19 protein-coding genes are annotated in these 21,058 nt (G+C 64.7%); 10 read left to right on the plus strand and 9 right to left on the minus strand.

What is annotated here, in order from left to right; genetic code table 11:
- Complete coding sequence (locus tag AZL_RS25775) at window positions 1–999, plus strand: hypothetical protein (RefSeq protein ID WP_012977360.1); 999 nt, start codon at window positions 1–3, stop codon at window positions 997–999.
- A 66-nt stretch (window positions 1,000–1,065) separates the two neighbouring features.
- Complete coding sequence (locus AZL_RS25780) at window positions 1,066–1,788, plus strand: fused DSP-PTPase phosphatase/NAD kinase-like protein (RefSeq protein ID WP_042445636.1); 723 nt, start codon at window positions 1,066–1,068, stop codon at window positions 1,786–1,788.
- Between the two features lie 15 nt (window positions 1,789–1,803).
- Here the strand turns inward: AZL_RS25780 and AZL_RS25785 are convergent, their stop codons facing one another.
- From AZL_RS25785 to AZL_RS25805, 5 genes are all read right to left on the minus strand, one after another.
- Complete coding sequence (locus AZL_RS25785) at window positions 1,804–2,469, minus strand: YitT family protein (RefSeq protein ID WP_012977362.1); 666 nt, start codon at window positions 2,467–2,469, stop codon at window positions 1,804–1,806.
- Window positions 2,470–2,655: 186 nt separating this feature from the next.
- Window positions 2,656–3,645 (minus strand): pyridoxal-phosphate dependent enzyme, encoded by a 990-nt coding sequence (locus tag AZL_RS25790; RefSeq protein ID WP_012977363.1) that lies wholly within the window; start codon window positions 3,643–3,645, stop codon window positions 2,656–2,658.
- Window positions 3,646–4,037: 392 nt separating this feature from the next.
- The gene (locus tag AZL_RS25795) at window positions 4,038–5,465 is read right to left on the minus strand and encodes a GGDEF domain-containing response regulator (RefSeq protein ID WP_042445851.1); all 1,428 of its coding nucleotides are present in this window, start codon (window positions 5,463–5,465) and stop codon (window positions 4,038–4,040) included.
- A gap of 65 nt (window positions 5,466–5,530) precedes the next feature.
- Window positions 5,531–7,153 carry an ABC transporter substrate-binding protein gene (locus tag AZL_RS25800; protein ID WP_012977365.1) on the minus strand — a complete coding sequence of 541 codons (1,623 nt, stop codon included), beginning with the start codon at window positions 7,151–7,153 and terminating at the stop codon, window positions 5,531–5,533.
- Window positions 7,154–9,850, minus strand: a complete 2,697-nt coding sequence (locus tag AZL_RS25805; protein ID WP_247894495.1) for a sensor histidine kinase — start codon at window positions 9,848–9,850, stop codon at window positions 7,154–7,156.
- Between the two features lie 285 nt (window positions 9,851–10,135).
- Here AZL_RS25805 and AZL_RS25810 point away from each other — a divergent pair, with 285 nt between their 5' ends.
- Window positions 10,136–11,230, plus strand: coding sequence for an ISAs1-like element ISAzs12 family transposase (locus tag AZL_RS25810; RefSeq protein WP_012974334.1), 1,095 nt, complete (start codon window positions 10,136–10,138; stop codon window positions 11,228–11,230).
- Window positions 11,231–11,282: 52 nt separating this feature from the next.
- Here AZL_RS25810 and AZL_RS25815 read toward each other — a convergent pair whose 3' ends face one another.
- A complete protein-coding gene (locus tag AZL_RS25815; protein ID WP_012977367.1) occupies window positions 11,283–12,266 on the minus strand; it encodes a choline ABC transporter substrate-binding protein in 984 nt (327 codons plus the stop codon).
- Between the two features lie 145 nt (window positions 12,267–12,411).
- On the opposite strand from AZL_RS25815, the gene betI reads away from it, so the two are divergent.
- Window positions 12,412–12,987 carry a transcriptional regulator BetI gene (betI, locus tag AZL_RS25820; protein ID WP_012977368.1) on the plus strand — a complete coding sequence of 192 codons (576 nt, stop codon included), beginning with the start codon at window positions 12,412–12,414 and terminating at the stop codon, window positions 12,985–12,987.
- 2 nt (window positions 12,988–12,989) lie between these two features.
- On the opposite strand, the gene AZL_RS25825 is transcribed toward betI, so the two are convergent.
- Entirely contained in the window at window positions 12,990–13,889 is a 900-nt protein-coding gene (locus tag AZL_RS25825) for an ABC transporter permease (protein WP_012977369.1), read from the minus strand.
- Window positions 13,882–15,057, minus strand: a complete 1,176-nt coding sequence (locus AZL_RS25830) for a quaternary amine ABC transporter ATP-binding protein (protein WP_063828256.1) — start codon at window positions 15,055–15,057, stop codon at window positions 13,882–13,884. The genes AZL_RS25825 and AZL_RS25830 overlap by 8 nt, the downstream gene beginning before the upstream one ends.
- 306 nt (window positions 15,058–15,363) lie before the next feature.
- On the opposite strand from AZL_RS25830, the gene AZL_RS25835 reads away from it, so the two are divergent.
- Both AZL_RS25835 and AZL_RS25840 read left to right on the plus strand, forming a co-directional pair.
- Window positions 15,364–15,975 (plus strand): sigma-70 family RNA polymerase sigma factor, encoded by a 612-nt coding sequence (locus AZL_RS25835; protein ID WP_012977371.1) that lies wholly within the window; start codon window positions 15,364–15,366, stop codon window positions 15,973–15,975.
- Window positions 15,972–16,667, plus strand: coding sequence for a cupin domain-containing protein (locus AZL_RS25840; protein WP_012977372.1), 696 nt, complete (start codon window positions 15,972–15,974; stop codon window positions 16,665–16,667). The genes AZL_RS25835 and AZL_RS25840 overlap by 4 nt, the downstream gene beginning before the upstream one ends.
- A 98-nt stretch (window positions 16,668–16,765) precedes the next feature.
- On the opposite strand, the gene AZL_RS25845 is transcribed toward AZL_RS25840, so the two are convergent.
- Window positions 16,766–17,047 (minus strand): GNAT family N-acetyltransferase, encoded by a 282-nt coding sequence (locus AZL_RS25845; RefSeq protein ID WP_012977373.1) that lies wholly within the window; start codon window positions 17,045–17,047, stop codon window positions 16,766–16,768.
- 221 nt (window positions 17,048–17,268) lie between these two features.
- Between AZL_RS25845 and AZL_RS37440 the strand changes: the two genes are divergently transcribed.
- The 4 genes from AZL_RS37440 (at window position 17,269) to AZL_RS25860 (ending at window position 20,949) form a co-directional block, all read left to right on the plus strand.
- Window positions 17,269–17,403: a hypothetical protein gene (locus AZL_RS37440; RefSeq protein WP_256373239.1), complete on the plus strand. Its 135-nt coding sequence runs from the start codon at window positions 17,269–17,271 to the stop codon at window positions 17,401–17,403.
- A 252-nt stretch (window positions 17,404–17,655) separates the two neighbouring features.
- The gene (locus tag AZL_RS25850; protein WP_042445647.1) at window positions 17,656–18,177 is read left to right on the plus strand and encodes a hypothetical protein; all 522 of its coding nucleotides are present in this window, start codon (window positions 17,656–17,658) and stop codon (window positions 18,175–18,177) included.
- Between the two features lie 182 nt (window positions 18,178–18,359).
- On the plus strand, window positions 18,360–19,517 hold the full coding sequence (locus AZL_RS25855) for a trans-sulfuration enzyme family protein (RefSeq protein ID WP_012977375.1): 1,158 nt from the start codon (window positions 18,360–18,362) through the stop codon (window positions 19,515–19,517).
- A gap of 157 nt (window positions 19,518–19,674) precedes the next feature.
- Window positions 19,675–20,949: an imelysin family protein gene (locus tag AZL_RS25860; RefSeq protein ID WP_012977376.1), complete on the plus strand. Its 1,275-nt coding sequence runs from the start codon at window positions 19,675–19,677 to the stop codon at window positions 20,947–20,949.
- Window positions 20,950–21,058 lie beyond the last annotated feature (109 nt).

The raw sequence follows: 21,058 nt of genomic DNA on the forward strand, positions 1-21,058 counted from the left end.
ATGGCCCGCACCAACGATTTCGCCCTCACCTACGCCTCCGCGCATGAGGCGGCCGGGATGACCCGGATCAACCTCGCGCCGATCCTGCACCGCATCGCCGAGGAACCCGATTATCTGCTCAGCGAGGAGCTGCTGACGCTGGCCGGCCATTGCCCGGCCCATGCCGGCACCCGCAAGGAGGATTACGAGAAGGTCGCGATCAACACGCTGCTCGGTTTCCTCTATGCCGACCTGCGGGAACACATCATCGCCCGCATGCCGCTGGACGAGGACGGCCATCTGCTGCTGCCGACTCCGCCGCAGTCGCCGCACGGGCTGGATTTCGCCGACCCCGCCGGTCTGGCCGCCGCCGATCCCGACCGCATGGTCGGCTTTCTGCGCGATGCCGTCTGCCATCTGCTGGACGCCATCATCAAGGATTGGGCGATCAAGGTGATGGTGGAGGAGGACCGCTGCCGGACCGAGGGGACGATCACCGACATGGCCGCCGCCGGCTATGTGCTGGGGCGGGAGTTGCAGAAATCCGTCCTGCACGGGCCGTCGGGCTACGACATGCTGTCGATCACCAAGACCGGCAGCCACACGGCGCTCCATGTCTGCTGGAATCTGGTGGAGGCGGCGCCGCTGCTGCGTCCGGGGCTGGAGGCCTCCGCCTATGACGACCTCGCCCGCCGCAGCCTGAAGCAGGTGCTGCCGCTCGCCATGGGCAGCCTGGGAATGCTGTGCCAGTTCATGGCGGCGGGCAGGATCGAGGCCGACGACCATCAGGCCATCCACCCGCTGCGCTCCGACCAGTCGGCCTTCCTCCATGATCCGGAAAAGGACCTGATCGTCCTGAACGCCGATCTGATCGAGCCGACGGCGATGGCCGGGGAGCACCATTACACCGGTTGCCCCGCCTTCTACGCCAATGGCCTGATCAACCTGTACATGGAGATCGTCCTGACGCTCGCCGCGCAATACGGCATCTATGGGCGGTTGCAGGACAGGGCGGCATGACGGCGCGCCTTGACGGACCCTCCACCATGCCTATGTTGGCGTTCTGTCAGAGTCGGAAGGTCTGAGTTGGCGAAGAAAAGCACCCTTCGGGCGGTCACCACCACCGCGCTGGCCGATGCGATCAAGCGCGGCCGAAGCCGCATGACGACTCCGTGGCAGCGCGCGCTCGGCCATCTGGAAAGCGTGTTCATCGATCATGCCTGTTTCCGGCTGGTCTATTCCAACACCCACCGCGTCTCCGCCAACATGGTCCGGGCGAGCCAGCCCTCGCCGTCGCACATCGCCGCGGCGGCGCGCAGCGGGGTGAAGACGATCCTGAACCTGCGCGGATCGCGCGATTGCGCCTCCTACATCCTGGAGGCGGAGGCCTGCCGCGCCCATGGGCTGCAACTGATCGATTTCCCGGTTAACTCGCGCGACATGCCGAGGAAGGAAACCCTTCTGAAAGCGCGCGAGCTGTTCAAAGGCATGAACTATCCGGCGCTGATGCATTGCAAGTCCGGCGCCGACCGTGCCGGCTTCATGGCGACGTTGTATCTGTTCGCTCATGAAGGCCAGCCGCTTGAGCGGGCGATGAAACAGCTGTCCTGGAAATATGGTCATTTCAAACAGGCGAAGACTGGCATCCTTGATTACTTCTTCGAGCTGTATGCCGCCTACAACCAGAAGCGTCCGATCGACTTCTGGGATTGGGTCGAACGCGTCTATGATCCGGTGGAGGCCAAGGCGAGCTTCCGCTCGCGCGAATGGGCCGATGCCGTGGTCGACCGGGTGCTGGGCCGCGAATAGCGCGGCCCGCCAGCCTCAGCGGGCGACGTACCAGTCGGCGCGGTGATTGAAGGCGACGAAGCCGTTCAATACCGCGGCACCCAGCATCGACGCCAGCAGCGCCGGCCAGTCCAACACGAAGGCGGCGGCGGAAAAGACCGCGACATCGAACAGCGCTTGCAACCAGCCGGCGCGGAAACCGGTCTTTTCCTGAAGATAATAGGCCAGAATGCCGACGCCGCCGCCGCTGGCCCCATGGCGGAACAACCCGATCACGCCGATGCCGATGCAGAATCCCGCCAGCACCGCGGCGACATAGGGGTCGATGGTGCTGAAAATCATCATCCGCGGCAGCAGGCCGGACAACACGGAGATTCCGGTGACCGCGATCAGCGATTTGATCGTGAAGCGGACGCCGATGCGGGCCAACGCAAGAAAATAGAAGGGAAGGTTGACTAGGAAGAACAGAATTCCAAAATCGACGCCCGTCGCGTAGGAAATCACAAAGGTCAGCCCCGCCGCCTGACCGGTGACCAGCCCGGCGGCATGAAGAATGGCAATGCCGAACGATGTCATGACAACACCGAACAGTTGCCCCTGTACATTGTCAAAGACACTGTGCGCCGCCCGCCGACGTTCGCTGGAGGCTTGTTCAAGAGATGACGGGATAGTCGAAGCGGAATTGTTCGTCATGCCAATCATCTTCTCGGTGCCGCCTGGGTTTTTACACGCGACCAGCAATATAGGTCATTTTCACTGACCTATCCATACTTCGCTTCGGCAGGAAAATGAGCTATGCGGTTTGCGGGGGAGAGGCCGGCGAGACGGCCCTTTGGTCCCGGATGCGCCTCCCTCCCGCCGAACAAGATTGGAGCTTTCGCCTGGGCCTCACGCGGCCAATGTCCGGGCGAGCGTGTCGCCATCGACGTTGCGGCCGGACAGAACCGTCACGGTTCTGCCGGTCCGACCCAGTTGGCCTCCCAGCACGGCCGCGACTCCGGCCGCTCCCGCCCCTTCCGCCACCACGCCGAAGGAGCGGTGCAGCGCGCGCATCGCGGCGGCGATCTCCGCCTCTTCAACCTCGACGATCTTGTCGACGAGGCTATCGACGATGGCCTGAGGCAGCTTCCCCAGCGCATGGACATTGATCCCGTCGGCCAGCGTGGGGCCTCCGCGCCGGGCAAGGCGTACGCCGATCACCCGCACGCGGGGATGCCGGGCCTTCACCGCGGCGGTCACCCCGGCCAGCAGCCCACCGCCGCCGACCGGCACGACCACCGTGTCGACATCCGGACGGTCGGCCAAAATTTCCAAACCGACGGTCCCCTGTCCGGCGATCACATCGGGATCGTCATAGGGATGAAGGAAGGTAAGCCGCCGCTCCACCGCCAGTTCCAGCGCCTTGCCCTTGGCCTCCCCCACGGTGGCGCCGTACAGCACCACCTCTGCCCCCAGTTCCGCCGTGCGCTCCACCTTGCAGCGGGGAGCCGTCTCCGGCATTACGATGGTCGTCCTCACCCCGAGCCGGGCGGCATGCAGCGCCACTCCCTGGGCATGGTTGCCGGCCGACATCGCAACGACCCCACCAGCCCGTTCGGGTGCGGTCAGTTGCAGCAGGCGGTTCAGGGCGCCGCGCTCCTTGAAGGCACCGGTGGCCTGGAACACCTCCGCTTTCAACCACAAATCCCGACCGAGCGCGGTCGCCTGCAGCAAGGGGGTGCGGACGATCTGGCCGGACAACCGTCGGGCGGCATCGGTCATCGCCGAAAGCGGCAGCCATGCCGGCAGATGGTCCTCAAGGCTGGCTTCAATGTTTGAGAATTGGGCGGGCGTGCAGACGGACGGAGTGCGCGCGGCATCGGCATGCGCGGTGAACATCGCGAAGATCCCCAGCGAACGAATTTTCGGGTAAGACGGGCTTGCCCCGGACCGCCTCAGCGGACCGGGAGAATAATTCGCGCCGAGCCACACATTCGCTCGCCAAAGCGGACGCCGTCATTGGACGCCGCAGCAGCGATCAGGGCATCGACCTTGTCACGAACCGGATTAGGGGTTCCGGAGACCACAGGGTGCAGCGGCACGCCACACACTCCACACGACCAATTGACACGAACACGAACTGTTCCGGCGCCTTCTTAGAGCGCCGGGGTGGAAATTCGCATTCGCATGGTGTCGGTGGCTTTCATTTCACCTGAGTAGCCGTTCCGGAAAGGACGGTCAAGCCGTCATCTCACGATTTGCCCCGCGACTGTCCCGCGACGGCGGCCCCTTCAATTGGCTTCGACCCGGTTCCGCCCCAGCGCCTTCGCCCGGTAGAGCGCCTGATCGGCCCGGCCCAGCACGCTTTCAACCGTATCCCCCAGCGGCCGCACCTCTGTCAGCCCGAAACTGCCGGTCATCTGGAAACGCCGGCCGTCGGACAACACGATGACAAGTGCGGCCAGACCTTTGCGCAGCCGCTCCGCGATGACCGCACCGTCGGTGCCCGATGTCTCGGGCAGCAGGATGGCGAACTCCTCGCCACCAATGCGGCCGATCTGGTCGGTGGCGCGCAGATGATTGCGAATCTCCTCGACCGTGCTCCGAATCGCGACGTCGCCGGCGGCATGGCCCAGATCATCGTTGATGCGCTTGAAATGGTCGATGTCGAGCATGATGAGACAGGCCGCGCCAACAGTCTGCCGTGTCTCGGCCCCGCCCCCCTGTCCGGTCAGCAGCCGGTCCAGCAGATCCAGGATATGACGGCGGTTGTGGGCTCCGCTCAGCGGGTCGGTGGTGGCGAGCCGATGCAGTTCGTGCTCCATCCGCCGACGTTCGGTGATGTCGGTGGCGATGCCGATGACCCCGGTCACCTCCCCATCCGACGCGGTGAGTGGACGCTTCACCACCAGGAGTTCGCGCGGCTCCCCGTCCGGCCCCCCGACACTGATCTCGAACGAGAAGGAATCCGTACCGGCCGTCGCCTGCTCCAACCCGTCATGGCCGCCATCGCCGACAACAAGGCCATCGATGGTGGCGGCCTCTCCGTTGAAGGCATTGGGAAACAGCTCACGGAAAGCCCGGTTGCACAGGGCGTAACGACCCGCGGCATCCTTGTACCAGACGGGGCTCGGCATCATTTCAACGAGATTCTCGATGAAGCGGCGCTGTTCATCGGCGAGGGTGGTCTGCCGTTCCAGTTCGGCGGTACGTTCGGCGACACGCCGCTCCAGCGACTGGTTCAGCGTTTCGATGGTGACGAGATCCCGCCAACCGCGCACGGCACCGATCAGGCTGGTGAACAGCTTCTGAGCGGTCAGTTCCGATTTGCTCTTATAGTCGTTGATGTCGTAGGCGATGATGGCATCCCGTTCCGGCGCCTGTCCGGGCTGGCCGGTGCGCAGGATGATGCGGATGTGGCGATTGCCCAGATCGCGGCGGATGTGATGGACCAGACGCAACCCGGCATCCTGGGTTTCCATCACCACGTCGAGCAGAACCACCGGCAGATCATTCCGTTCGGCCAGGATCGTCCGCGCTTCCGCCGCCGAAAAAGCGCTGATCACAGAGAAGCGACGGCCCTCGAACTCGAAATCGTTCAGCAGCACGCGGGTCATCGCATGCACCTGCTCATCGTCGTCGACCACCAGGACCGGCCAAGGCGAAACAGACGGCGACGACCTTTCCGGCGGCATCGCCGTGTCATCGTCCTGAAACATCAGGTCATCGGGGGAAAGGTTTTCGATCAAGGAACGCCCAGATGAGGTTTGCATATCTCTGTCACTCACTGGGGATCGATGTCAACGCCGGAAAAGTCCTGATTGAAAATATTGTTCGTATAGTTCTTCACCTCTTTGCGATGAACCACGGCGATAATGGAATTGGCGATGGGAAACCATGGGGCTTCCCGATGGAAGATGCGTTGCGCTTCCCGATAGTAGGCGGTGCGCCGTTCCAAATCCGTGGTTACCTTCGCCTTCGTGATCTGCTCTTCAAAGTCGGTATTGCACCATCTGGCAACGTTGGCCCCGCCTGGACGCACAGCGCCGCAGCTCAGCAGAAAATACAGGAAGTTGTCGGGATCGCCGTTGTCGCCGGTCCAGCCATACATCACCATGTCCGGCTGGCCCTGCGTCACCTGCTGACGATAATTGTTCCAGCCGTCCGTCTTAAGGGTGACGCGGATTCCGATGCGCTCCAGATTGTCGCGGATCATTTCGGCGGCGCGCTTGCCGTTGGGCAGATAGGGACGGGTGACGGGCGTATACCAGAGATCGAGGTCGAAGCCGGTGGGATATCCCGCTTCGACCAACAGATTGCGCGCTTCCACGGGATCGAACGGGTAGTCCTCGATGCCGTCCTCATAGGACCACATGGCGGGCGGGATCGGGTTTTTTGCCGGTCGTCCGCCACTCTGATAGACCGCGTCGACCAGGGTACGCTTGTCGATCGCGAGCGTGACCGCCCGCCTTACGCGCACATCGTCGAGAGGCGGCTTGCTGGTGTTGAACGCCATATAGGCGACGTTCTGTCCATCACGCTGCTCGATCACCAGATTAGGGTCCTTCGCGATACTTCCCAATTCGGCCGGGTTGGGAAATATCATCACGTGGCATTCACCGGACCGCAGCTTGTTCAGGCGAACCGCGATATTGGGGGTGATCGAGTAGATCAGATTGTCCAGCGGCTGACGGCCGCGCCAATAGCCATCGAAGGCCTTGTAGCGGATCGTCGCGTCCTTTTGATAGGACACCAGTTGAAACGGGCCCGTTCCGATGGGCTTCTCATCGAACAGGTTCTTCTGGCCGGCCTTGATCAGGGCGTCGGCATATTCGGCTGACTGGATGGACAGGAACGGCATGGCCAGATCGGCCACGAAGGGTGCCTCCGGATGAGTCAGGGTGAAGCGGACGGTGTGGTCATCCAACTTCTCCACGGACTTGAGCAAGGTCGGCAATCCCATATCCCGGAAGTAATCATAGGTTGCGGGGCCGACATCATGATATGGATGATCCGTCCGCCATTGCCGCTCTATGGTGAACAGCACGTCATCGGCATTCAGCGGTCGACTCGGGATGAACACATCGTTGGAATGGAAACGGACATTCCGGCGCAAACGAAATTCATAAACCAGCCCATCTTCCGAAACCGTGTAGGATTCGGCAAGGCCCGTATCGGTAATTTTCCCAGTTGGCGCGATCTCAACCAGATTGTTAAACAATGGTGTCGCCGCGTTCACGCTTGTTCCTGAAGTGGAGACCTGTGGATTGAAGCTTTGAGGATTTCCTTCGGTGCAATAGACGAGTGATTTCTCTGCCAGCGCTACTCCCGACATTCCAACGAACCCGACGAAGACAGCCGCTCCTTTTGCAAGGTTCAGTGTCAATGTCTTTAATGGAAAAGCCATTCACTGCTCCTGCGGCGATGGTAAGGCGACGGCCGACATCATGTTATCAGTAGCAAATCGCCGTGGAAAGCGAATGGTGAAGCGCACGCCTTGGCCGGGATAGCTTTCCACTGCAACCTTGCCACCCAATCTGTTCACCACAAGATTGTAAACAATGTGAAGTCCGAGCCCGGTGCTTCCGCCTCCACGCTTAGTAGTGAAGAATGGATCGAACACCCGCCCCTGATCGGGCAATGCGATGCCTCTGCCATTGTCGGTATAGACCAGCGTCACCATGTCCGGGCCGGCGGTACTGGCCTCGATCAGCAGTTCCCCCTGCTGCCCCTCGTCATAGGCGTGGATGATCGAGTTCATCACCAGATTGGTCAGAATCTGCGCCAGCACGCCGGGATAGCCGTCGACCTCGATGGACTCGGGACACTTCACCCGCAGACTATGCCCCGCCCGGCGCCAGGACGGGCTCAGACTGGTCGCCAGATCCTCCAGATAGGGTTTCAACATGAACTGGCGCCCTTCGCCACTGGTCTGGTCGGCCGCGACCTGCTTGAAGCTCTGCACCAGATCACAGGCCTGCCCCAGATTCAGCACCAGCAGCTTGGCCAGTTCATCCGCCGTCTCCTGAAACTCGGCAAAGGCACTGCGGCGCAGATTGCCCTGGCTCGCCAGCTTCGCCAGCTCGGCAAGCCGATCCTGAAGATGGGTCGCCCCCATCAGGGCGTTGCCGAGCGGGGTGTTGATCTCATGCGCCACCCCGGCGACCAATCCCCCCAGCGACGCCATCTTCTCAGCCTGGATCAGGTCGGCCTGGGTCAGGCGCAAATCCTCCAGCGCGCGGTCGGCGCGATCCTTCGCCTGACGGGCGGCCTGCTCACGCAGACCGATCTCCCGGATGAAGAATGCGGCGGCGCGCGCCATGGCGCCGAACTCGTCCTGCCGGCGGGTGCCGTCGATGGGCCCGGCCAGCGGGTCCTCGGCGAGCCGCGTCATCTGCTTTTGAAGGCGCAACACCGGCCGGCTGATGGAGCGCGCGACCACCGCCGCGGCCCCCGCCCCCAGAAGCAGGCCGATGGTGGCGCCGACGATCAGAATCCGGGTCAGCAGCTCACCGATGCGCGCGGCCTCGTCACGGAAGGTCTCGTCCAGTTCCCTGGCGGTTTCGACCAGGGTTCCGGTATCGCGATCCATGGCGATCAGCAGCTGGTTCAAACGGCGCAGCCCCTCCGCCGTACGGCTCAGACTGTCACGCCAGTTGCGGATCGCCGACAGAACCTCATCCTGCAACAACGGCGACATCGGCAGGCCGCGCACCGTCTCGAGCAGGGAGCCGGCATCGGCGATGATGCGGTCGGCCTCCTCGGCGTTGCGCATGGCCACCGCTTCGGCCGCGCGCCGCCCCAGACGCAGGGCGACGACGGCGACGTTCTGTGTTTCCTGTTCCGTATCGTTGGCCTGGATCGCATAGGCGATCAGCTGGACAACCTCGTCCTGGAGCGCAGTGTAGCCCGTGGTCTTCACCACCAGGATACGCGAGGTCAGCGCCTCGATAATCGAGGCCGCCGCGGCACCGGCGCGCTGGGCCGCTTCGAGTGTCCGCCGCGCCTCCGCGACCTGGGCCTGGGCCTGATACAGCCTCTCCAGCGGCGGTTGCAGGGCCGGCAGGAAGGAGGACAGGAACGTCACATCCGGCTGCCGGTCCAGCGTCCCGGTCAAAACCAGCGCCCGCACCACCGGCAGCGTGCGGATGACCTGCTCCGCCAGCATCCGCTCGCCCAAGGTGCCGACGCCACCTCCCTTTCCCGGGGCTGCGGGATCGCCGCCGGACAGTCCCGCCAGCTCCCGCGCCGCCGCCTCGAATCCGTCCAGCGCCACGTCACGGCCCGCCTGCGCCGCGCGTAGTTCGGCGACGGCGCGCTGCAGGTCGTTGACCGTGGCCGCATAGCGGTCCGCCGCCACCTTGGCCGGATAACGGTCGGCCAAGGGGTCGGTTCGCCCCAGCGCCGTTTGCAACTGTTCGGCGGTCCTTGTCAGCCGGTCGATGGCGATGCTGAAATCGGCGGCGGTCAGCGGCCGCCCTCCGGCCGCCATGCCGATGCCGAAACCGAGGCCGGCGACATGCTGGGCCTCCGCCCGCTGGAGGTCCAGCATCGCCTCGCGCAGTTCATGGGAACCGTCGACCACGTCGCGGCTGTCCCGCAGTCGCCGGTCCGCCTCGGTCAGCGAACCGAGGGAATCGACGTTCGCGGCATGCTGCCGTTCACGGGCGCGATCGGTCAGCGCCATCAACCTCGCGGCATGGAGCCCCATGTCTGCGACCGCGGAATCATTCGCCGCGGTGACCTGGATGAAACTGCGCATCTGGTCGATATAACGCGCCAGCACGCCGGTCGCCCGTTCGACCTCCGGCCGGTGAGCGCCGGCCGATCCCGCCCCTTCCAGCCGACGCAATTCGACAGCGGCCGATTCCGACATCTTCTCGAACTGAAGGGCACGACCGGCGCGATCGGCCGGCGCCACCTGAAGATAATCGATTCGCGCCGCCGTCGCCGCCAGCACGTCACGATAAACGGAACCGGCGAGCACAGCCGATTCATACACCCGCTCGCTCCGCGCCAGCAACAGGCCGCCGGCCACGGCGATCACCGCCGCAACCACCACCGGCACGCCACCGACCATGGCGATGCGCGAGCGAATCCTCATGACCACCCCGCCAGATCGTCGCACGCGCCGGCCGTCCTGAAAAATGGCCGGGACGGACGAGAGGCCAGGGGCCGGGGTGATGGGCGAACCGCCACGAGTGCTCCGCGATCAGGACATGAGGGGCCTTAACAGAGCAATGATCGTGTAAAAAGAGATAACGAGTCCTGAAAGAAAAGGCGAGAGCGGAGGGGGCCGGGCGCAGGGGAATCGCATACGGAAAAGCCTTGCCATTCCTATCGGATTTGATTCTACCCGGCGGACCGATTTGGGCGTTGGGGGAACGAGATGGAAGGGTTCAAAGCGTGCTTTGGAGCGCTGGACGATCCACGACGGGGCAATGCTCGTCAACACGACCTTCATGAAATGCTGATGATCGCTCTCTGCACGTTCCTGTGCGGTGGGCGAACCTGCATCGACATGGCGGAGTTCGCTGACGAACGTCAGGAGTTTCTGGGCGAATTCCTCACCTTAAAGGGCGGTCCGCCATCGCACGATACCTTCAGCCGGCTGTTTCGTCTCCTTGATCCCAAGCAGTTTCAGGCCTGTTTCCGCACCTTCATGGACCGCTTTGCCGAGACCTGCCAGGGCGTCATCGCCATCGACGGCAAGGCGCTGCGGCGCTCCTTCGATACGGCGAGTGCTAAGTCGCCCCTGCACATGGTCAGCGCCTGGGGGTGCGAGCAGCGTCTGGTGCTCGCTCAGATCGCCACCGACGCCAAGTCCAACGAAATCACCGCCGTGCCCACGTTGTTGGAGATGCTGGCGCTCAAAGGGACCATCGTGACCGTCGACGCGCTCAACTGCCAGCGCGACATCGCCCAGAAAATCATCGATCGGAAGGGCGACTACGCCTTGGCGCTCAAAGGCAATCAGGGCACGCTCCATGCTGACGTGAGCCTGTTTCTCGACGATCCCGAGACCACGACCACCACCAGCCACACCACCGTTGATGGCGATCATGGCCGCATTGAGACCCGTACCAGCGTCGTCTCCACCGACATTACCTGGCTCCAGGCCATTCACCAATGGCCTGGGCTGGCGGCCATCGGCAAGGTGGTCCGTACCCGCGAAACCCCGGCCAAGACGACGACGGAGACCGCCTACTACCTGTTCAGCACGCCGCTCTCCGCCGAACGCTGCGGTGAGGTCGTCCGCGCCCATTGGGGCGTGGAGAACAGCCTGCATTGGCGCCTCGACGTCACCATGAACGAGGATCAAGCCCGTAACCGCAAGGACAACGGCCCCGAAAACCTCGCCGTCCTCCGGCACCTCGCCATCAACCTCGTCTCAAAGGATGCTTCCAAGGGGTCTACCCGCGTCAAGCTGCTGCGAGCCGCCTGGAATTCCGCCTTCCTCCGAAAACTGCTCGCCCAAATCTGATATGCGATTGCCCTGGGGCCGGGCGGCATCGCCCGCCCCACCGGTCGCCGGATCACGACTTGGTCGCCACCCCCAGCTTGGCCTGCACGGCCGCCAGACCATCCTTCCCGTCGATGGTGGTGACGCCGGAGAGCCAATTTTTCAGCACCTCGGGATTCTTCTTGAGCCAGGCCTTGGCGGCGGCGTCCGGCTTCTTGTTGCCATTCATGATGTCGTCCATCACGGCATTTTCCATGCCCAGCGTGAAGGACAGGTTGGACAGCAGCTTGCCGACATTCGGGCATTCGGCGGCATAGCCCTTGCGCACATTGGTGGCGACGGTGGCGCCGCCGAGGTTGGGGCCGAACCAGTCGTCGCCGCCCTCGAGGTAGGTCAGCTCGAAGCTCTTGTTCATCGGATGCGGCTCCCAACCAAGGAACACCACCCATCCCTTGTTGCGCGTCGCCCGCTTGACCTCGGCCAGCATGCCGGCCTCGCTGGATTCCACCAGCTTGAAATCTTTCAGTCCAAAGGCGTCGGCCTTCAACATCTTGTCGATGATCAGGTTGCCGTCGTTGCCGGCCTCGATGCCGTAGATCCTGCCGCCCAGCTTGTCCTTGAACTTCGCAATGTCGGCGAAGCTCTTCAGCCCGGCGTCGGCGGCGTATTTCGGCACGGCCAGCGTGTATTTGGCACCTTCCAGGTTGACCCGCGTCACCTCGACCGAACCGTCCTCCAGCACCGGCTTCACGAAGGGTTCCATCGTCGGCATCCAGTTGCCGAGGAAGACATCGAGCGACTTGGTCTTCAGCCCGGTATAGACGAGCGGGACGGAGGACATGGTGGTGGTCGGCTTGTAGCCCAGCGCGTCCAGCGTGACGGAGGCGAGCGCCGTCGTCGCCGCGATATCGGTCCAGCCGACATCGCCGAAGCGCACCGTCTTGCAGGAGGCGGGCTCCGCGGCCTGTGCCGCCCCTCCCATTGCCGCTGCCATCGCCATGGCCGCCGCGATGCCGGCGCCCGCGATAGCCTTGGTCAGAGCCTTCCATCCGTTCATATCGTCAACTCCTGTTTCTTATTGTTGGGGTTTCCGCCGTTTTCATCATCGACGGAGCGGTGAAAATGGCGCAATTGTTACGGTACAAGCCAAGGTCCCGGTTGCGGGCGGCCTTGGAGGAGATGGAGAGGAGACCGTCAGCCCCATGCCCAAAGTCGGAATGGAACCGATCCGCCGCCGCCAGTTGATCGACGCCACCATCACCTCGATGGGAGAGCACGGTCTGGCGGACACCACGGTCCAGACGATCAGCCGCGGGGCCGGCGTGTCGCCGGGCATCATCCATCATTATTTCGGCGGCAAGGACGAATTGCTGGCCGCCACCATGCGCAGCATGCTGCAACAGCTGCGCGACGACGCGACCCAGCGGCTGGCCACCGCCGACTCGCCGCGCGCCCGGCTGGAGGCCATCGTCGACTGCAATTTCGCGCCCGGCCAGTTCGAGCCGCGGGTGGTGGCGGCCTGGCTGGGTTTCTGGGCCCAGGCACCGCACAATCCGGCCCTGTCCAGGTTGCAGCGGATCAATGCCCGCCGGCTGCATTCCAACCTGCTGCACGCCCTGCGTCCGCTGCTGCCGCCGGAGCGGGCGGAGCGGGTGGCCGTCGGTTTGGCGGCAATGATCGACGGGCTGTGGCTGCGCTTCGCCCTGACCGGCGCGATCGACGGCAGCGCCGCGCGCGCCGTGGCACTGGGCTATCTCGATTCCGAACTGAACGCCTGATCTCACCGCCGCCACCAGCGCCGTTTCCGCGTTGTGTCGGCGGCGCTCCGCCCGAAACTCTGGGTGATGCGGTCGAGCACGACGGCCAGCAGCACGACGGCCAGCCCGCTCTGCACCCCCAGCCCGATGTCCAGGCGCTGGATGCCCTGGAGCACCACGTTGCCCAGCCCCCCGGCCCCGATCATCGAGGCGACGACGATCATCGACAGCGCCATCATCATGGTCTGGTTCACGCCGGCCATGATCGAGGGCAAGGCGTTGGGAAGCTGCACCTTGAACAGAAGCTGGTGATCGCGGCAGCCGAAGGCCCGGCCGGCCTCGACCAGTTCCGCCGGCACCTGCCGGATGCCCAGCACCGTCAACCGCACCGCCGGCGGCATGGCGAAGACCACGGTGGCGATGATGCCGGGCACCCGGCCCAGCCCGAAAAACAGCACCGCCGGGATCAGATAGACGAAGGCCGGCATCGTCTGCATCAGGTCGAGCAGCGTCCTGCCCACCGCATCGGCGATCCTGCTGCGCGTCATCCAGATGCCGAGCGGCACCCCGCCGACAAGGCTGAGCATGGTGGAGGCGAGCACGAGCCCGAGGGTCGAGACCGTCGACTCCCACAATCCCATCACGAAGATCCCGGCCAATGCCAGCAGGGTGAACAGGGCGAATCCCCGTCCGACCCGCCAGAGCGCCGCCGCCGACAGCAGCAACGCCAGCAGCCAGGGCGGAATTCCCAGCAGCAGCCCGTCCAACCCGCCGCCCAGCCCATCGACCAGCGTCGCGATGACGTCGAGGGCCGGCTGCCCATGATCGAGGATCGTCGTGACCAGCCATTCAGAACCGCGGGCGATCCCGCCGCCGATGGTCTTGTTCAGCCACTCGATGTCGAGGACCGCGACATCAGCCATGCCGCACCTCGCGTTCAACGGCTTGGCCGCGGTCGAGCGCCGCCAGCAACGTCGCGCGCGAGATCACCCCGATGAAGCGGCCATCCGCTTCCACCACCGGCAATGGGCAGGTGGCGGCGGCGACCCGGCCGAACAGAGCCTGGAGCGGCGTGTCCGCCGGCACCGGATCCAGCCCGAACAGGGCCGACGCGCCATCGCCGGCCAGCACGCCGCGGAAATGGCCGGCGTCATCGGTGCGGTAGCGGAATCGCCCAGGCTCGCCGGCATTGCCATCGTCCGGCGGTCGCGCGAGATCGCGGGCACGCAGCAGCCGCGAGGCGTCGACGCCACGGAAGAAGGCGCGGACATACTCGTCGGCCGGCGCCAGCATGATCTCCGCCGGGGTGCCGATCTGGGCGATCCGCCCATCCTCCATCACCGCGATGCGGTCGGCGATCCGCATCGCCTCCTCCGCATCATGGGAGATGAAGACGATGGTGCGGGCATCCTCGCGCTGGAGTCGCAGAAGCTCGCCCTGCATGTCGCTGCGGATCAGCGGGTCGAGCGCCGAGAACGCCTCGTCCATCAGCATGATCGTCGGATTCTTGGCGAGCGCGCGGGCCAGACCGACCCGCTGCTGCATCCCGCCGGACAGCTCGTTCGGATAGCGATCGGCATAGTCGGCCAGACCGACACGCCCCAGGGCTGCCAAGGCCGTCTCGCGCCGCTCTCCCCGCTTCACCCCGGCGACCTCCAGCCCGAAGGCGGCATTCTCCAGCGCGGTGCGGTTGGGCAGCAGGGCGAAGGACTGGAAGACCATGCTCATGTCGCGCCGGAGCACCTCGACCAGATCGGAACGGGACAGGCTGGTCAGGTCGCGCCCGTCCAGACGGATCTCCCCGTCCGATGGTTCGATCAGGCGGTTCAGCAGTCGCAGGATGGTTGATTTGCCGGATCCGGACAGGCCCATGATGACGAAGATCTCGCCGGCCCGGATGTCGAAGCTGGCCTCGACCACGCCAACATTGACGTTCAGTCGCCGCAGCACCTCCGCCTTGCCCGCCCCGCGGCGCAGCATCTCCAGCGCCGGGCGGGGATCATCCGCGAAGACCTTGCGCAGGCCGCGGACCGCCAGACGCACCTGTCCAATCATTGTCGAGGAAGGATCGGCGGGCGTCGGCACGAACATCGTCATGACTGAGGCTTTCGGAACGCAACAGAACGGTATGATTAAGGTGATCGGGCCGTAGATTGCCCTGAGACGAGGGGCGCGGTCGATAGCTGCGTTCATGAAACCTGCATTTTTATGGCGCCGTAGCGCAATTGGCCGCACCCGGTTCGCATTTTTATTTTGATTGATCGTTCAATGAAAAAACTGACTTGTCATTCCCCGGTGATCGGCTGTGACATTCGCAAATTTGATAGTGTTCGAACAAATGACCCGTTAAGGAGTTCGGGGTAAGTTGCCGGACGGTGGAACGTTGGCTGGTGGTGCATGCCGTTTTCGCAAAAGCCCCCCTTGCAAGGGCCGTCGAACCAGGAGCCGTCGCAGCAAAGCCTGGAAACCCGCCGCTTCGCGATGTTGGTCCAGGCGGTTGCCGAGGATCGCGACCGGAAGGCGTTCGCCGCGTTGTTCCATTATTTCGCACCCAGGATTCTTGGTTATTGCCTGAGGCTCGGTGCCGACCGCGCCTCAGCGGAGGAGCTGGTTCAGGACGTGATGTTGACGGTATGGCTGAAAGCGGGCAGCTTCGATCCCATGCAGGCATCGGTCGGCACCTGGATCTTCACCATCGCGCGCAACCGGCGCATCGACCGTCTGCGCAGGGAAACGCGTCCGGCACCCGATCCGAACGATCCGGCGATGACTCCCGCCTCCCTCGCCACCCCGGAGGAGACCGCCCAACTCCTCCAGAGCAGCCGTCAGCTTCAGGACGCGATGGACACTTTGACGGCCAACCAATCCGATGTTCTGCGCCGCTCGTATTTCCTTGAACAGACCCATGAAGAGATCGCCGAGGAGACGGAGGTCCCCCTGGGAACGGTCAAGACCCGGCTGCGCCTTGCGCTCGGCCATCTGAAACGCAGCATGAGGGACAAGGCGTGACGGTGCCGTTCCACCATCCGCAAGACCAGCTTCTGCTCGGCTATGCCAGCGGGCGGGAGTGGGCAGGCAAGTCCCTGCTTTTGGCGACCCATCTCGCCTATTGTCCCGACTGCCGGCAGCGCGTCGCCTCCTATGAAGCCATGTGCGGCAACTGGTTCGAGGAATTGCCCGGCGCGGACGACCTTGGTCTGGATGTGCTGCTGGAGCGGATGGACGATCTGCTCGCCGCCGCGCGGTTGCCGGCGGATACCGAGGCTGCCGGGGCGGCTGCCGAGGTGGCGGCCAGGATCGTCGCCATCGATCCGGCCGGCTGCCGCCCTGTGCCGGAACCATTGCGCGGCTGGCTGCCGGAGCCGATCGACACGCCGGTCGATAACGGATCGTGGCGGGAAATCTCGCAGGGGGTCTGGCTGTCGAAGTGGGAGCGCACCCTGTCCGGCACGACGATCCGTCTGCTTCGCATGGCGTCGGGGGCGCCCGTACCGGCACATCGCCACACCGCCGACGAACTGCTGCTGGTTCTGCGCGGCGCCTTCGTCGATGAATATGGCAGCTACGGACTTGGGGATGTCGCCCACTATGTCGCCGCCACCGATCATCACGCCTTCGGCGCCAGCGAAGAGGACTGCATATGCCTCTTCCTGCTGGATGGCGACCTGATCTTCCTCGACGGGGACGGAAACCCGCTTTAGAAGGTGATCGTTTAAAGCGGTATCGCTTGAAACATGAATCACACTAAAAATCAGAAGATTAGAGTCTGTCCAATGCTTCGATAAGCACCGGACAGACTCTAACCGACCAGATCCTGGTATTCCGGGTGACGCTTGATATAGGCGGCGATGAAGCTGCAAAGCGGCAGAATCTTCAGGCCCCTGGCGCGGATGTCGTCCAGCGTGCCCTTCGCCAACGCCGACCCGACCCCCTGGCCCGCCATCTCGTCCGGCACCACGGTGTGGGTGAGGGCGATCTTGCCGTCGCGGCGGTCATAGGCCACCAGTGCGGTGGCACCGCCGACCGTCAGCTCATAGCGGCCGAGATCCGGGTTGTCCCGCACCTGTTCGTTCAAGCTCATGGTGATGTTCGCCTTCGGTGATCGTGGGAGCGAGCCATCCGGATAATCGGCGGACACCCACGCCGATTCAAGCGCTTCCCGTCCGAATGGTGCCGGGAATTCCACGATCCGGCATCGGATTGACCGATCCAAATTCCTTAGTACGAAATTATACTCCGGAAATTCGCGTTGACGGAACCATCTGCTGGACTGATGGCAGGCTGGCCGACGGCGGAGCGGAGATGCTGCTGCTGGTCCGCGCCGGCCGGACCTTCATGGCCGGCGCGGACATCCGGGAGTTCGGCCGGCTATCCGCCCCGCCCACCCTGCCGGAAGGGGCTGGGCAGGATCGCCGAAACGGTGCGGCGTTACCATAGCGACATCGGCGGCCCGCAATGGCGTCCATCGGCTTCGCTTCTGCAATGCGGGGCGGAGGGCCGCGCCCTTGGATGCTGAATTCGGAATGCGGATTACAAAGCGGAAACTCGTTTCTGTTACTGATTGTTGGGAATCTATCGTATACTCTTTCCCCAGGGACTCTCCACCGCACCCGACCGGCCCTCCAAGCCGGCAGGATCGAAGGAGCTGGCCCGCTTGAGAAGCCCGGGCTTTCATGGAAGGGGAAGAGCATGAAGGACATCACCGTCGCAGCCACCGACTGGGGTCTCCACGCCGTCGCCTGCTGCGGCCTTCGTGACACATCTCCCTCCGCGTGGCTCGGGACGTTGCGCAACGCGCTGTCCGGCGCCTGCAACGGCCGGCGCCTGTTCCTGGATTTGCGCGAGGTCGGTTTTTCCCCCTTGCCGCCCTCGCATCTCGGAGCATTGGCGTCGGTCATCGTTCAGGCCGGTGTCAGCGCGGTTCTCGTGCCGGACCTCCGGTTCGGTCATGCGCTGTGCGATGCGGTGCGCCGCGGCGGAACGTCCGGGGGAATGATCGGGGAAACGGCCGCCGGCCTGCGCATCCTGTCCGCGGACGGACGCGACCGGGTCGCCATCGCCGCCGCCTATCAATGGCTGCTGAACGGTCGGGAGCCGACGGATGCCCTGCGGGTGTCCGATCGCACCCCGTCGGTTCTGGCCTTCCCCGCAACCGCGGCGCAACGGCGGCCGACCTCCCCCGGGTCCGCCGATCTGCGCCACGCCTCGTGACCGCCCCGGCCGTCCGTTCGCGGTAACCGCTTTCTTTCCTCAGTCGTCGTCTCGAACTGCCTCGTCGCCCCGGCCGGATCCGCTCCCGCCGGGGCTTTTTATGCCCGCGGCGACATTGCGCCCCGGCTTGCGGCGGACGTATCCTCGGCTTCCCATTCGTCCGATTCCGGAGTGCCCCGGCGATGACCGACCGTCCCCACCGTCCTGAAACCATCGCCGCCGGCGCCCTGGGCTTCGAGGACGCGGCCAGCGGCGCGGTCATCCCGCCGATCCACCCATCCACCACCTATGTCCGCGATCCCGACAACGGCTATGGCCGCGGCCGGGTCTATGCCCGCGCCGACAATCCCACCTTCGACACGCCGGCGCGGACGATCACCGAACTTGAAAAGGGCGTCGACACCCTGCTGTTCGCCTCCGGCATGGCGGCGGCGACCGCGGTGTTCCAGGCGCTGGATCCGGGCGACCACGTGCTGGTGCCCGACGTGATGTATTGGGCCTTCCGCAACTGGGTCCATGGCCCCGCCACCCGCTGGGGGCTGAAGGTCGAGGGTGTCGACACCAGCGACACCGACGCGGTGCGCGCGTCGCTGCGCCCCGGCCAGACGCGGCTGGTCTGGGTGGAGACGCCGGCCAACCCGCTATGGACCGTCACCGACATCGCCGCCGTCGCCGAATTGGCGCATGAGGCGGGAGCCTGGCTGGCCGTGGACAGCACGGTCGCCACCCCGGTGCTGACCCGTCCGCTGGAACTGGGCGCCGACATCGTGATGCATTCGGCGACCAAATACCTGAACGGTCATTCCGATGTCGTCGCCGGCACCCTGACCGCCGCCCGCAAGGATGAATTCTGGGGCCGCATCAAGGCGGTGCAGTCCCAGCAGGGCGGCATCCTCGGCAGTTTCGAGGCATGGCTGCTGCAACGCGGCCTGCGCACCCTGTTCGCCCGAGTCCGCTGGCAGAGTGCCGCCGCCATGACTCTGGCGGAGCGGCTGGCGGCCCACCCGCTGGTGTCGGAGGTGCTCTATCCCGGCCTTGCCAGCTTCCCCGGCCACGGCATCGCGTCGCGGCAGATGAGCGGCGGCTATGGCGGCATGCTGTCCATCCGGGTGACGGGCGGCAGACCGGCCGCCATCGACACCGCCGCCCGCGTCGGCATCTGGCGCCGCGCCACCTCGCTCGGCGGAGTGGAAAGCCTGATCGAGCATCGCGCCAGCATCGAAGGTCCAACCTCCCCGGTGCCGGGCGACCTGCTGCGCCTGTCGGTCGGGCTGGAGTCGCCCGAAGATCTTTATGAGGACCTGGATCAGGCGCTGCGCCGCGCCGCGGGACAGGGCTGAGAGGCGGGGCATATCGACGCAGCATTGGCTGCGCAACGCTTTCCGAGTACCCCCAACGCGGTTAGGGCTTGACAGTGAGAATGATTCGCGACGTTATTCCCTGAGAATAAGTCGCACTTGCTCTCATAATCGACCACCGACGTTCGAGGAGACCTCCATGTCGAAGCGCGCTGCCGGCTTTGCCGCCGTAGCCGTCGTTGCTCTGCTGCCGTTCGCCGCCCAGGCGGCGGCCCCGGCCTACAAGGACGTGGCGAAGAATTACGCCGACATCGCACATGCCGCCTATGAGGACGCCACCAACGGCGCCAAGGCGCTGAAGAAGGCGGTGGACGCCCTGATCGCGAACCCGACCGAGGAGAATCTCACCAAGGCGCGCGACGTCTGGAAGGCCGCCCGCGTGCCCTACATGCAGACGGAAGCCTTCCGTTTCGGCAATCCGATCGTCGATGAATGGGAAGGCAAGGTGAATGCCTGGCCGCTGGACGAGGGGCTGATCGACTATGTCGATGAAAGCTATGCCGGCGGCGAGAGCAACCCCTACGCCAAGGCCAACGTGATCGCCAACCCGAAGATCACGGCCGGTGGCAAGACCATCGACGCGACCAAGATCACCAAGGAACTGCTGGCCGAAAAGCTGCACGAGGCCGGCAAGGTCGAGGCGAACGTCGCCACCGGCTACCATGCCATTGAATTCCTGCTGTGGGGCCAGGATCTGCACGGCACCGGTCCGGGGGCGGGCGAGCGCAAGGCCACCGACTACGCCAAGGGCAAGGCCTGCACCAACGACCATTGCGACCGCCGCGCCCAGTATCTGAAGGTCGCCACCCAGATGCTGGTGGATGATCTGGCCGAGATGACCGCCGACTGGTCCGCCAAGGGCAAGGCCCGCGTCTCCATCGCCAAGGCCCCGGAAAGCGAGGGCGTCGCCCGCATGCTGACCGGCCTGGGCTCGCTCAGCTATGGCGAACTGGCGGGCGAGCGCATGAAGCTCGGCCTCATGCTGCACGATCCGGAGGAGGAGCATGACTGCTTCTCCGACAACACCCACAACTCGCACTATTATGACGAAGTCGGCATGGTGAACGTCTACAACGGCAGCTACAAGCGCACCGACGGCAAGACCGTCTCCGGCGCCTCGCTGTCGCAGCTGGTCGCCGCCAAGTCCGCCGATGCCGACGCCGCCGTCAAGGCCGCCATGGCCGACACCATGAAGGCGATGCAGGCGATCAAGGACACCGCCGACAGCGGCAAGATGGCCTATGACCAGATGATCGGCGCCGACAATCCGGAGGGCAACAAGCTGGTCTCCGACGGCATCGACCGGCTGGTCGCGCAGAAGAAGGCGCTGGAAGGCGCCGTCGCCGCCCTGGGCGTCTCGGTCGAGGTCAAGGGTTCCGACAGCCTCGACAACCCGTCGAAGGTCGGCAAGTAAGACCGTTCGACAGGCCACAGTCATCCGGCTCCGGTCCCGCGCCCTGCCGCGCATGGCCATTGCCCCCGAGCTTCCCTTCCGGGCCGATCCGGCGCGGAAGGGCGGCGGG

This window comes from Azospirillum sp. B510 (assembly GCF_000010725.1).
Lineage (GTDB): Bacteria > Pseudomonadota > Alphaproteobacteria > Azospirillales > Azospirillaceae > Azospirillum > Azospirillum lipoferum_B.